We start from the raw sequence: 12,454 nt of genomic DNA, 5'->3' as shown, positions 1-12,454 counted from the left end.
GGCGCCGGGCAGCTCAGCCCTGGCCGTCGGGCTTCGTCTCTTCGTCGGTCGTCGGCTCGGTCGTCGGCTCCGGCGCTTCGGCGATGCCGTCGTAGATGCCGTGCTCGCCGCGGGCGACGACGGGCACGTCCATCGTGATCGGGGCGGCGTTCTCGAACTCGAAGTCGAGGGTGACGTACTGGCCGCCGCCGAGGTCGTCGTACGACACGACGATCTCGGCATCCGCGCCGACCTTGACCAGCTCGTGTGTTGGCAGCGCGATCGGGCCCGCGAGCTGGACGTCGATCGGGTCGCCGCCCTTGAGCCCGTCGCCGCTGTCGGTGGTGCCGGTGATGGCGGTGACGGTGTCGTCGGCATCACCCTTGTTCAGCAGGCTCGCGGAGATCGTCGCCGTGTCGTCGGAGTTGTCGGCGGCCAGGACGTTGAGCAGGTCGACGGACTCGGCACGTTCGTTCGCGCCGGCCGCCGGCTGGTAGACCTGGTTGGTCTGCGCGTCGAAGCCCGTACCGCACGCGCTCACCGCGAGCAGACTCACGACCCCCGCGATGCAGGCGGCGCGGCGACGAGTTCGGCTCGCGGTAGGTCTCACGTCTGGTATCCCTTCGGACGCCATCAGGGGCGGGTTCGGTACGCGGGTGTCGTCGGTGCCCGAACGGTGCCGGGTCGTCCGCGCCACAGGATATCGACCTCCGCGGCCGATCGCCGCATCAGGGCCGGGCACGGAACGTGAGCGCGGTCGCTCGGCCGTAGAGATGCGCGCCGTACGCGCACGTGTAGACGAACGAATCGGCGTTTGTCAAGCCCGGATTGGGCCTCTGACCTGCGAAGACGCCGAAGAGGTCGACCGCCCGACGTGTTATCCTAGTCACGAGGAAAGGGCTTCTACATATGACTTTCACTGTCGGTGAGACGGTTGTGTACCCCAATCATGGGGCGGCCATTATCGAAGACATCGAAACCCGACAGATCAAGGGCGAAGACAAGGACTACTTGGTACTTCGCATCGTTGCGCAGAACGATCTCGTCGTACGAGTGCCTGCCTGCAACGTTGATCTGGTCGGCGTACGCGATGTCGTAGACAAGGATGGGCTCGACGCGGTATTCGGCGTACTGCGCGCCGAGCACACCGAAGAGCCAACGAACTGGTCCCGCCGCTACAAGGCGAACCTCGAGAAGCTGCACTCGGGCGACGTGATGAAGGTCGCCGAGGTCGTACGCGACCTGTGGCGCCGCGAGCGTGAGCGCGGCCTGTCCGCCGGCGAGAAGCGGATGCTCGCGAAGGCGCGCCAGATCCTGGTCTCCGAGCTGGCGCTCGCCGAGCACACCAACGAGGACAAGGCCGAGACCCTGCTCGACGAGGTCCTCGCCTCCTAACCACGCTGACGAGAGACTTCTGGCCCACTGACGAGAGAATCCCGACCACGAATCGTGGTCGGGATTCTCTCGTCAGTGGGCCAGAAGTCTCTCGTCAGCGTTGGAGGAGCGCCGTCGCGAATGCCGCGATGCCCTCGCCGCGACCCGTGAGACCGAGACCGTCGGTGGTGGTGGCACTCAGAGTCACCGGCGCTCCGACCGCCTCGGAGAGCACGGTCTGCGCTTCGTCGCGGCGCGCGCCGAGGCGCGGGCGTTGGCCGATCAGCTGGACCGACGCGTTGCCGATCGTGAAGCCGGCGGTACGTACGCGCGCCGCCGTCTCGCGGAGCAGGGCGACGCCGGAGGCGCCCGACCACTCGGGCCGCGACGTACCGAAGTTGGTGCCCAGGTCGCCGAGCCCGGCGGCGGTCAGCAGCGCGTCGCACACGGCGTGCGCGACGACGTCGCCGTCGGAGTGTCCGTCGGGCCCGTCGTGCTCGTCCGGCCAGTGCAGGCCGGCGACGGTCATCGGCCGGCCGGCGACCAGCGCGTGGACGTCGACGCCGCTGCCGACTCGGGGTGGCTCCGCGGAGAATGTCACTGGTTGATCATGCCGTACGTACCGCCGACGGCACATCATGGAGTCATGACTGAGCAGAGACGACCCGTCGCCGCGCGCGCGTTCGTGATCGGTGCGCTCGCGTCGCTGGCCGGTGCGGGCGTTGCCGAGCTGCTCACCGGGCTCACCAGGACACGACTGTCGCCGATCCTCGCGATCGGTGAGTCGGTCATCGAGCTGACGCCCGGCGCCGTCGCCGAACGCGCGATCGACGCCGTCGGCAGGCTCGACAAACCCCTGCTCGTCGTCGGTGTCGTGATCGGCACGATCCTGCTCGGTGGCGCGGCGGGCGTCCTGATCGCACGTCACCGCGCCGCGGGCGTCGTTGCGTACATCGCCCTCGCCGTCGTGCCGCTCGCCGCGGTTCTCACCGAACCTGGCGGCTCGAGCGGGTCGGCGGTGATCGTCGTGCTCTCGGCGGTCGTCACGGTGGTGATCGCCGTTGCGATGCTGAGCAGTACGCGATACGAGTCGGTCGGGCGGCGTACGTTCCTGCGCGACGTCGCGATCCTCGGAACGGCAACGGTGGTCGTCGGGGGCATCGGGCGCTGGATGGGTGCGGCGTTCTCCGCGGTCGAGGACGCGCGCGACAAGCTCAAGCTGCCGGTGGGCAAGGCCGCGACGCCCGAGGGCGTTGCCGTCGGGGTCGACGGCGTCGAGTCGTGGCGTACGTCGCCCGGCGACTTCTACCGCATCGACACCACGCTCGCGCCGCCGCTGATCAAGCCCGAGGACTGGGAGCTGCGCATCCACGGCATGGTCGACCACGAGCTGACGCTCACCTACGACGACCTGGTCGACCGTGGGCTGGAACAGTCCTGGGTCACCCTGTGCTGCGTGTCGAACGAGGTCGGCGGCGACCTGATCAGCAACACCGTCTGGGGTGGGGTGCCGATCAAGGACGTCCTCGACGAGGTCGGCGTCCACCCGGACGCCGACGCGCTGCTGTCGACGTCCGACGACGGCTGGAACTGCGGTACGCCGCTGGCCGCGCTCACCGACGGACGCGACGCGCTGCTGGCGGTGACCATGGACGGCGAGCCGCTCCCGGTCGAGCACGGGTTTCCCGTACGGATGGTGGTGCCGGGACTGTACGGCTACGTCTCTGCGACGAAGTGGGTGGTCGAGTGGGAGGTGACCCGGTTCGCCGACTTCGAGGCGTACTGGACCGAACGCGGCTGGGCCCCGGAGGGACCCGTGAAGACCCAGTCGCGGATCGACACCCCGCACGACGGCGACCAGGTGCCGTCCGGCCGGGTCGCGATCGGCGGCGTCGCCTGGGCGCAGCATCGGGGGATCGAGGCGGTCGAGGTACGCGTGGACGACGGTGACTGGGAACCGGCCGAGCTCGCCCGCGTACCCAACGTCGACACCTGGGTGCAGTGGAAATGGGAGTGGGACGCCGAGGCCGGCGACCACGACATCGCCGTACGCGCGACCGACCGCGACGGCGACGTGCAGACCTCGCGTACGCGGGGCACGGTGCCCGACGGTGCGACCGGCCACCACACGGTGACCGTCACCGTCACCTGAGCCCCGCTGGGCGTGACGTTCGGGTGGCGACACGCCGCGTGTCGCCACCCGAACGTCACGCCCAGCGCGGCTCAGGTCATGCTTCCGGCGGGCGACCCGAGGCGGCGACGACCGCGAGCAGCCGCTTGCGCTCCGACGCGGGCAGCAGCGCCAGGAGCGCGAGCGCGAGATCCCAGTGCGCGACGCTGTCGACCGCGTGCCGGATGATCCGCGACAACAGGTCATCGGGTACGAGCGTCGCAACGCGCTCGAGCTGACCGTCGGCGGTGACGACCGCGCTGATGTCGAGCAGCGTGCCTGGGTCGTCGATGCGCTCCATGAACGTCACGAGCTGCTCGTCGGACAACGACTCGATCATCTCGGCCATTGCGGAACGGGCCTCTTGCTCCACCATGACGTCGCAAACGGCGAGCAGCTTCTCGTCGCTCAGGTGCACGACGATCGGTGTCGCGACACCCGCGGGTAGGTACTCACACGTCTTCGCGAGGTACGCCGGCGCCATCCGGCCGGCGACGTCGGCCGCCTGCTCGGGCGGCAACGCCTCGACGACGCCGGCCGCGAGCCGTGGCGACATCGAACGCTGCGCGAGGACGGCAGTCATCTTGCGGGGCAGAAGTCCACCGAGCATGGCGAGGCGTTTGAACCGGTGTGCGTTGTCGGCCCGGATGCGCGTGTGCACCGCGAGGCGCAGGCTGCGGATCTCGCTCGCATCGAATCGCGCGAGGTATTCGAGCGCATCGGCATCGACGCGCATCAGCCGCGCGGTGCGTGCGACCTCGACGGTCGTTGCCGGCAGTACGTCGGGCACGGCTAGCCCCTCGCCAGGATCCGTGCCGCGCGGGTACGCAACGGTCGGGGAAGCGATGCGACCACCCCCTCGGCGAACGCATCGAGAGCACCGGCGTACTCCGCGCGGGCCTCGGTGACCGTGGTGAGCAGGCGCGCCGTCTCCTCGTCGGTCAGGCTGTCGACCAGCAGCTGTGCCCGTTCGTCGAGGTCCAGCAGGTCCTCGAGCACGTCGGCCGGCGCGTGCGCCGGTTGTCCGCCGCTCACCAGTTGGCCTCGTCGCCGCTCGGCGGCACCGCGAAGTCGCGCGGATGTACGACGTACGCGATGCCCGAGCCGCGCCACTGCCACGCGTCCAGGAACTGGTCACGCCGGTACGTCGTGCGTACTGCGTCGTTGCTGCGCACGCGATGCGATGCCGGGTCGTTGACGATCGGGTCGCCGCTCTCGTCGAAGCCCAGCAGCACCATCAGGTGTCCGACGGTGTCGTACCCGGACCCGTCGAGCTGGTCGGCGGTGAACCCGACCCCGAGCACCAGCGGGATGCCCGCACGCGTGAACAGCTCCGCCTCGGCGAGCGATCGCAGGCGGGTCACGTACGCCGTCAGACCGAACCGCGCGGCGTACGCGGTGTTGAACGGCCAGTTGCCCGCACCGTCGTAGTTGTGGTCGTACGTGTGCTCGGCGGAGTACGGGACCGCCGGCTCAGCCGGAAGCGAGACACCCCAGTGCTCGAGCACCATCGTCATGCAGGTGGGGGAGCACCAGTTCTGGCCGCCGCCGTCGAGGTGAGGTTGCTGGTCGCGGTAGAGCTGTTGGGAGTGTGCTGGGACGTCGATCGTGTGCGCGACTCCGGACGGCTCCGACACCGCGCCGCTCACGTCGTCGAGCCGGGTGGACGCGAGCAGTGCGGCCTCGCGTACCGCCGGCCACGGATTCGCTGCGTCGCGGGGGCGTACGACCGAGATGCGCAGCTGCGCTTGTCGCCATTCGCTTCCCTCGGGGATCACGATCTCGTCGTCGATGACGGCGTACGAGTCGGACTGCTGGCCGGGGACGGTGGTGCGGTGTATCTCGTCGCTCGTCTCGGCCCACCGGGCGAGTACGAGCCACGGGGTCTCCGGTGCGGTGCCGCGTGCCGAGACCTCGATCCAGCCTCGACCGGGTGTCGCTGCCTCCCACGAGGCGACGATCGAGCGCGCGTCGACGCCGAGGTCGATCGGCTCGCTCGTCCAGGTGCGACGCTCGTAAGAGCGCGGACGACCGACGCCGAACGGGTCGGTGTACTCGGACGGCTCGACGGCCGCACCGAACGTCGGGGGGGCGTCGGTGCAGACGTACCCGCCGCCCGGTGGCGATGGTCGCAGACCCGGGATCCCTCATGTACAGGACCTTAGCGCCACCCTGGCAGTGCGGCCGTCACCGTTGCGGCAAGGTCTCGCGTTAGGGTCGCACTGACGACGAAGGAGCCCCATGACGAACGTCTGCTTTGCCGGAGTCACCGGCTGGACCGCGCCGCCGATCCTCGCCGGGATCGACGCGGCCGACGACCTCACCCTCACTGCGGGCGTCTCGCGATCGGCAGCGGGACGGTCGCTCGTCGACGCCACCGGATACGGCGAGGGCCAGGTGTACGCGAGCGTTGCCGACGCTCTGCGGGCCGGGCCGGTCGACGTGCTGGTCGACTACACCAGCGCGAGCGCGGTCAAGGACAACGTCGTGACCGCGATCGATGCGGGTGTACACGTGGTCGTCGGCTCGAGCGGGCTCACCGCCGACGACTACGCCGACCTCGACGAGCGAGCGAGGTCACGGGCCGTCGGGGTGTTCGCGGCCGGCAACTTCTCCATGCTGGCAGCGATCCTGCGTCGGGCGGCCGCGATCGCCGCGGAGAAGGTGGGCAGCTGGGAGATCTTCGACTACGCGAGCGAGACGAAGCCCGACGTGCCGAGCGGCACGGCGCGCGAGCTGGCCGAGACGCTCGCCGACGTACGCCGCCCCGGGCTGGGCGTACCGATCGAGGACCTGCAGGGACCGGTGGAGGCGCGCGGGGCCGACATCGCCGGTACGCGCGTGCATTCGGTGCGGCTCCCGTCGTACGTCGTCGGTGCCGAGGTGGTCTTCGGAGCGCCCGGCGAGCGGCTGACCATGAAGTACGACCCGGGCACGTCGCCAGACCTGTACGCCGAGGGCACGTTGCTCGCGATCCGGCGGGTCTCCGAGGCCGCCGGCGTACGTCGCGGGCTCGACACCCTGCTCTTCGACTGAGGCAACCGCGGCGCGCGCGTGGGTGGCCGCGGACCGTTACGCTGGCGCGGTGAACCTGCGACTGTACGACACCGCCACGAGGAAGATCCACGACTTCGTGCCCATCACCCCTGGGCACGTCGGGATCTACCACTGTGGCCTGACCGTGCAGGGCCCGCCGCACATCGGGCACATTCGCAAAGAGGTCGTCTTCGACGTGCTCCGCCGCTGGCTCGAGTACAACGGCGCCGAGGTCACCCTGATCGCGAACGTCACCGACATCGACGACAAGATCCTGCTCAAGGAGGCCGAGCAGGACGATCCGTGGTGGAGCATCGCGTACGCCAACGAGCGCGCCCTGCACGACGCGTACTCCGTACTCGGCTGCAAGCCGCCGACGTACGAGCCGCGGGCGACCGGGCACATCCCCGAGATGATCGAGCTGGTCGAGCGGTTGATCGGCAAGGGGCATGCGTACGTCGCGCCAGACGGTTCCGGCGATGTGTACTTCGACGTGCGGTCATGGCCGGCGTACGGGGAGCTGTCGAACCAGCGCATCGACGACATGGAGGCGGCGGCCGACGCCGATCCGCGCGGCAAGCGCGACCCCCGTGACTTCGCGCTGTGGAAGGGATTCAAGAAGGGCCACGAGCCCGACACAGCGGCATGGCCGGCCCCCTGGGGCCTCGGCCGGCCGGGTTGGCACCTCGAGTGCTCGGCGATGGCCGGCAAGTATCTCGGTGACGAGTTCGACATCCACGGCGGTGGGCTCGACCTACGCTTCCCGCATCACGAGAACGAGCAGGCGCAGTCGCGCGCCGCCGGGCGGGCGTTCACCCGGCACTGGATGCACAACGCGATGGTCAACCTGTCCGGCGAGAAGATGAGCAAGTCGGTCGGCAACTCGTTGCTGGTCAGCGAGGTCGTGAAGCGCGTACGCCCGGTCGAGCTGCGCTACTACCTGGTCGCGACGCACTATCGTTCGATCATCGAGTACTCCGAGGAGGCGCTCGCCGAGGCCGTCACGACCTACGAGCGGATCGAGGGCTTCGTCGCCCGGGCGACCGAGGTCACCGGCGGCGTCGAGCTCGGTACGCCGTGCGCCGACTTCGTCGAGGCGATGGACGACGATCTCGCGCTGCCGGCCGCGCTGGCCGCGCTGCAGGCGGTGCTGCGCGAAGGCCACAAGCTGCTCGCCGAGGGTGACTCTACCGCGCTTCGCGGCTGTCTCGCGTCCGTACGCGCGATGCTCGACATCCTCGGACTCGACCCCCTGTCGTCGGTATGGCAGGGCCGCGGGAGTGGAGGCGCCGAGCATGCCGCGCTCGACACCCTCGTACGCGCCCTCGTCGAGCAGCGCGAGCAGGCGCGCGCCGAGCGCGACTTCGCGACCGCGGACGCGGTGCGCGATCGCTTGAAGGAGGCCGGCGTCGCCGTCGAGGACACCCCGTCCGGACCGCGCTGGTCGGTTGAGGGAGGCTGACCGGATGGCCGGCAACAGCAAGCGCAAGGGTGCGATCAAGCGCACAGGCAAGGGCAACCCCACAGCGGGTTCGGGAGGTCGCCGCCGGCGCGGGCTCGAGGGCAAGGGCCCGACACCGAAGGCGACGGAGCGCCCCGGCCACAAGGCGTACCGCGCCGCGCGCACAGACGATCGCCGTAAGGCGTCGAGGCCCCGCAAACCGCCGTCGTCCAAGGACGGCGGCGCCGAGTGGGTAGCAGGGCGCAACCCGGTCGTCGAGCTCGTACGCGAGGGCGTGCCGATCTCCGGCATCTACGTCGTCGAGGGCACCGCACGTGACGAGCGGCTGCGTGAGATCTTCGCGTACGCGGCGGAGCGCGGCATTTCGATGCTCGAGACGACCCGCACCGATCTCGACTCGCTCACCGGCGGGGCATCCCACCAGGGTGTTGCGGCGAAGCTACCGGCCTACGAGTACGCCGACCCGGACGCGCTCGTCGAGGCGGCCGCAGAGGCCGGCGAGCCATCGCTGATCGTGATGCTCGACGGCATCACCGACCCGCGCAACCTGGGCGCGATCGTACGCTCGGCGGCCGGATTCGGTGCGCACGGCGTTGTGGTGCCGGACCGACGCGCGGCCGGGATGACCGCCGCCGCATGGAAGACGTCAGCGGGTGCCGCCGCTCGGGTGCCGGTCGCGCGTACGGTCAACCTGACCCGGCAGCTGAAGGCGTACCAGCGGGCCGGGCTGATGGTGGTCGGGCTCGCCGCCGACGGCACCGAGTCGATCACCGACCTGCATCTGGCCGACGGTCCGCTCGTGGTCGTCATCGGCAGCGAGGGCAAGGGACTGTCGCGGCTGGTGAGCGAGACGTGCGACGTACTCGCATCGATCCCGATGGGGTCGAGCCTCGAGTCGCTCAACGCCGGTGTCGCGGCCGGGGTCGCGCTGTACGAGGTGGCCCGCGTACGATCCTGAGCTCGCGTACGCTCCGCGGCGCGGACGCGGGGTGGGACGCGCTCGCGTTACCGTGGCGGCATGACCGTGGAGCGACTTCTTCCTACGCCCGAGGCGTACGACCTGATCGACCTCACCCGGCAGATCTGCGCAGAGCAGATCGCGCCGCGGGTCGCGACGGATGAGGCCACCGAGCACTTCCCGCGTGACCACTTCGCGCTGCTGGGCAAGGCGGGACTGCTCGGGCTCCCGTACCCGGAGGAGTACGGCGGCGGGGCGCAGCCGTACGAGGTGTACCTGCAGGTGCTCGAGGAGATCGCGAGCGTGTCGATGTCGATCGGCGTCGGCACCTCGGTGCACTCGCTCGCAACGTCCGCGGTCGCCAAGCACGGTACGCCCGAGCAGCAGGCATCGTTGCTCCCTGGCGTTCTCGGCGGCGAGATGTTGGGCGCGTACTGCCTGTCGGAGCCGCAGGCGGGCTCCGATGTCGCGGGTATGACCACCAAGGCGGTACTCGACGGCGACGCGTACGTGCTGAACGGCGTCAAGGCCTGGATCACCCATGGCAGCCGGGCCGACTTCTATCTCGCATTCGTACGCACGGCGCCCGACCGCACCTCGGGTATCAGTGCGTTCTATGTGCCCGCCGACACCGAGGGCCTGAGCTTCGGAGCACCCGAGAAGAAGATGGGCCTCACGGCGTCGACGACCACGCAGGTGCTGTTCGACGATGCCCGCGTGCCGGCCGAGCTGAGGATCGGCGAGGAGGGCGAAGGGATGCGCATCGCCCTTGGCGCATTGGACTCTGGCCGCCTCGGTATCGCTGCGTGTGCGACCGGCCTGGCGCAGGCGGCGCTTGACGCGGCGACGCAGTACGCAGGCGAGCGATCGCAGTTCGGTCGTGCGATCGGCGACTTCCAGGGCCTGCAGTTTCTGTTGGCCGATATGGCGGCGGCCACCGAGTCGGCGCGGGCGGCGTACGTGCTCGCCGCCCGGCTGCGTGACGCGGGGCGGCCGTTCAGCAGGCAGGCGTCGGTCGCGAAACTGGTCGCGACGGATGCCGCGATGCAGGTGACGACCGATGCGGTGCAGGTTTTCGGCGGGTACGGCTATACGCGTGAATTCCCGGTCGAGCGGTACATGCGCGAAGCGAAGGTGGCGCAGATCTTCGAGGGCACCAACCAGATCCAGCGGATGGTCATCGCCCGCGACCTGCTCCGCTGAGACGAGTTTGCGGAGTTCTTCGTGGTGCACGCACCGCAGACCACGAAAAGCTCCGCGAACTCTTGACCGCGGTCACTGGATCTCGTACGGCCCGCCGGTCGGATGCGCCTCGATGGCTTGGCCGATCATCGTGCTCAGCTCGCCCGCGCCCTCGACGCCGTCGTCCGCAAGTGAGTCGGCGGTGTCCCGTAACGCACGCAGGCGGACGTCAAGCGCCTTGGTGCCTTGGTCGTGCTTGATCGTCTCGGCGAACTCCGCCACGGTGCCGGCGAGCTGCGTGGCGTCGGACGGTGCGGCGGAGATACCCGGCATCCGGATCTCCGTTGACGCCTCCTCCTGTGAGCCTCCGGTCGCGGACTCCCAGCGCACGGTCGCCGTGCCGATCGGCGCGCTCGGCGCTGCGTCCTCGGACGGCGTCACCTCATACAGGGCAGTGACATCCATGCCTGAGCCCACCTCGCCCGCATCCGCCGTGGAGTCGTCGAACTCGGCGTCGGACATCGCGCGGTTCTCGTAGCCGATCAGCCGATACGACTCGACCGCCGCGGGATCGAACTCGACCTGCGCCTTCGCGTCGTTCGCCACCACGCCCAGCGTGCCGGTGAGGTCGTCGACGAACAGGCGCTTCGCATCGGCGTACGTGCTGACGTACGAGTAGAAGCCCTGACCCTGGTCGGCGAGCTGTTCCATCAGGTCGTCGTTGTAGTTGCCCATTCCATAGCCGACGGTGACCAGCTGAATGTCGTCCTTGGACGCGGCCGAGTTGACCTTGTCTGCAAGGCCGCTCGGGTTTGTCAGCCCGATGTTCGCGACTCCGTCGGACGCGAGGATCACCGCGTTGATGCCTGCCTTGTCGGCGGACTGCGCGGCGTACTTGTATCCCAGGTCGACACCTGCCGAGAGATTTGTGCCGCCTCCGGGCTTCAGGTCGTCGATCGCGGCCAGGATCGTGTCGGTGTCGTCGACCGAGGTCGGTTCGAGCACGCTGCGTGCCTGGTTGTCGTACGTGACGATCGAGATCGTGTCGTCGGGACGCAGGCTCTTTGCGAGCAAGGCCAGTGACGCCTTCACCAGTCCAAGTCGCTCTCGAATGTCCATCGAGCCGGAGGTGTCGACGACGAACGTCAGCGCCGCGGGAGGGCGCTCGCTGTCCGGGAACTCGCGCGCATCGACGCCTACCCGCAGCAGTTGGGTCGACGTACGCGGCGACGCCGAGGTCTCGGCCGAGACCCCGAGGTCGGACGTCGTCGGAGCAGCAGTGCCGTAGTCGTACGCGTTGATCCACTCCTCCGGACGAACGGACGCCCCGGGAGGCAGCAGGTTTCGCTTGAGCAGGTGTTGCGCAACGCGGTACGAGCCCGTGTCGACGTCGAGTCCGAACGTCGACGTCGGCTGCTTCGCGGCGTTGACGACCGGATTCGTGCCGGCATCGTCGAACGTGTTGCCGGCGGTGATCGGCGGCTCGCGACGTGGAGGCAAAGGCCCACAGTCGTTGCAGGGAACGATCTTCTCGGGAGAGCCCGCATCGGGTGCGATGGCGCCGTCCTCGGCCTCGGCGGTGCCGAACAGCCTCTGCGAGTCGTCGTCGGCACCCGCTTCGTACTCCTCGTAGAACGCTCGCGCATCGATGCTGGCGGGTTGGTCATCGGCCTCGTCGGACGCGTTGCTGCAAGCGGTCGCTGCGACGAGGGCGATGACAGCGGCGGTGGTCAGGTGGCGTCTCATACGGCTGGGACGCAGGGCGCCGCGGCCCGGTTCCGTCGGGAACGGATCCGGCGACTGGATTAGGACGCTCTCGGGCCGCAAGAGCGAATAGGCTGACGGCACCTACGACGAGAGGGTCTCCTGATGAGCCTGCGAGGATTCGCCACCCTGAACATCTGGGCGGACGACGTGCCCGCTGCTGCCGCCTGGTACGCCGAGTTCCTGGGCGTCGAACCGTACTTCGAGCGTTCCGGACCCGAAGGCGCGGCCGTGTACGTCGAGTTCCGGATCGGCGACTACCAGTCGGAGCTCGGCATCATCGATCGTCGGTTCGCGCCCGCGGGTGCGTCGACGGAGCCCGGAGGCGCGATCATGCACTGGCACGTCGACGACCTCGGCAGCGCGGTTGAGCGCCTGCTCTCGATGGGCGCCCGCGAGTACGAGCCGATCACGCCGCGAGGCGACTCGGGATTCGTGACCGCGTCGGTCGTCGACCCGTTCGGGAACGTGCTCGGCGTGATGTCCAACCCGCACTACCTCGAGATGCTCGAGTCGATACGGGCGTGAG

At 69.3% G+C, this 12,454-nt stretch carries 14 protein-coding genes; 8 read left to right on the top strand and 6 right to left on the bottom strand.

What is annotated here, in order from left to right; all coding sequences use genetic code 11:
* Window positions 1–13 precede the first annotated feature (13 nt).
* Window positions 14–589, bottom strand: coding sequence for a hypothetical protein (locus L0C25_RS07230; RefSeq protein ID WP_271635778.1), 576 nt, complete (start codon window positions 587–589; stop codon window positions 14–16).
* 299 nt (window positions 590–888) lie between these two features.
* Here L0C25_RS07230 and L0C25_RS07225 point away from each other — a divergent pair, with 299 nt between their 5' ends.
* Complete coding sequence (locus tag L0C25_RS07225) at window positions 889–1,374, top strand: CarD family transcriptional regulator (RefSeq protein WP_271635777.1); 486 nt, start codon at window positions 889–891, stop codon at window positions 1,372–1,374.
* A 94-nt stretch (window positions 1,375–1,468) separates the two neighbouring features.
* On the opposite strand, the gene ispF is transcribed toward L0C25_RS07225, so the two are convergent.
* Window positions 1,469–1,954 carry a 2-C-methyl-D-erythritol 2,4-cyclodiphosphate synthase gene (gene ispF, locus L0C25_RS07220; RefSeq protein WP_271635776.1) on the bottom strand — a complete coding sequence of 162 codons (486 nt, stop codon included), beginning with the start codon at window positions 1,952–1,954 and terminating at the stop codon, window positions 1,469–1,471.
* 45 nt (window positions 1,955–1,999) lie between these two features.
* On the opposite strand from ispF, the gene L0C25_RS07215 reads away from it, so the two are divergent.
* The gene (locus L0C25_RS07215) at window positions 2,000–3,505 is read left to right on the top strand and encodes a molybdopterin-dependent oxidoreductase (protein WP_271635775.1); all 1,506 of its coding nucleotides are present in this window, start codon (window positions 2,000–2,002) and stop codon (window positions 3,503–3,505) included.
* Window positions 3,506–3,581: 76 nt separating this feature from the next.
* Here the strand turns inward: L0C25_RS07215 and L0C25_RS07210 are convergent, their stop codons facing one another.
* The 3 genes from L0C25_RS07210 to L0C25_RS07200 are packed head-to-tail and all read right to left on the bottom strand — an operon-like array spanning window position 3,582 to window position 5,301.
* The gene (locus tag L0C25_RS07210; RefSeq protein ID WP_271635774.1) at window positions 3,582–4,313 is read right to left on the bottom strand and encodes a hypothetical protein; all 732 of its coding nucleotides are present in this window, start codon (window positions 4,311–4,313) and stop codon (window positions 3,582–3,584) included.
* A 2-nt stretch (window positions 4,314–4,315) separates the two neighbouring features.
* Window positions 4,316–4,558: a hypothetical protein gene (locus L0C25_RS07205; protein WP_271635773.1), complete on the bottom strand. Its 243-nt coding sequence runs from the start codon at window positions 4,556–4,558 to the stop codon at window positions 4,316–4,318.
* Window positions 4,555–5,301, bottom strand: a complete 747-nt coding sequence (locus L0C25_RS07200; protein ID WP_271635772.1) for a peptidase C39 family protein — start codon at window positions 5,299–5,301, stop codon at window positions 4,555–4,557. Before L0C25_RS07200 ends, L0C25_RS07205 begins: the two co-directional genes overlap by 4 nt.
* Window positions 5,302–5,314: 13 nt before the next feature.
* Here L0C25_RS07200 and L0C25_RS07195 point away from each other — a divergent pair, with 13 nt between their 5' ends.
* From L0C25_RS07195 to L0C25_RS07175, 5 genes are all read left to right on the top strand, one after another.
* Window positions 5,315–5,542: a hypothetical protein gene (locus tag L0C25_RS07195; RefSeq protein ID WP_271635771.1), complete on the top strand. Its 228-nt coding sequence runs from the start codon at window positions 5,315–5,317 to the stop codon at window positions 5,540–5,542.
* Window positions 5,543–5,764: 222 nt separating this feature from the next.
* Complete coding sequence (locus L0C25_RS07190; protein ID WP_271635770.1) at window positions 5,765–6,559, top strand: 4-hydroxy-tetrahydrodipicolinate reductase; 795 nt, start codon at window positions 5,765–5,767, stop codon at window positions 6,557–6,559.
* Window positions 6,560–6,608: 49 nt separating this feature from the next.
* Window positions 6,609–8,021, top strand: coding sequence for a cysteine--tRNA ligase (cysS, locus tag L0C25_RS07185; protein ID WP_271635769.1), 1,413 nt, complete (start codon window positions 6,609–6,611; stop codon window positions 8,019–8,021).
* Window positions 8,022–8,025: 4 nt separating this feature from the next.
* Complete coding sequence (gene rlmB / locus L0C25_RS07180; protein WP_271635768.1) at window positions 8,026–8,979, top strand: 23S rRNA (guanosine(2251)-2'-O)-methyltransferase RlmB; 954 nt, start codon at window positions 8,026–8,028, stop codon at window positions 8,977–8,979.
* A 60-nt stretch (window positions 8,980–9,039) separates the two neighbouring features.
* On the top strand, window positions 9,040–10,182 hold the full coding sequence (locus L0C25_RS07175) for an acyl-CoA dehydrogenase family protein (protein ID WP_271635767.1): 1,143 nt from the start codon (window positions 9,040–9,042) through the stop codon (window positions 10,180–10,182).
* 72 nt (window positions 10,183–10,254) lie between these two features.
* Here L0C25_RS07175 and L0C25_RS07170 read toward each other — a convergent pair whose 3' ends face one another.
* On the bottom strand, window positions 10,255–11,907 hold the full coding sequence (locus L0C25_RS07170; protein ID WP_271635766.1) for a vWA domain-containing protein: 1,653 nt from the start codon (window positions 11,905–11,907) through the stop codon (window positions 10,255–10,257).
* 123 nt (window positions 11,908–12,030) lie between these two features.
* On the opposite strand from L0C25_RS07170, the gene L0C25_RS07165 reads away from it, so the two are divergent.
* Complete coding sequence (locus tag L0C25_RS07165; RefSeq protein ID WP_271635765.1) at window positions 12,031–12,453, top strand: VOC family protein; 423 nt, start codon at window positions 12,031–12,033, stop codon at window positions 12,451–12,453.
* Window position 12,454: the final 1 nt, after the last annotated feature.

Origin of the sequence: Solicola gregarius, assembly GCF_025790165.1 — a bacterium.
In the GTDB taxonomy this organism is placed as follows: Bacteria; Actinomycetota; Actinomycetes; order Propionibacteriales; family Nocardioidaceae; genus Solicola; species Solicola gregarius.
Note: the sequence above shows the minus strand (reverse complement) of the source record. Positions and strands in the feature narration are given on the sequence as shown.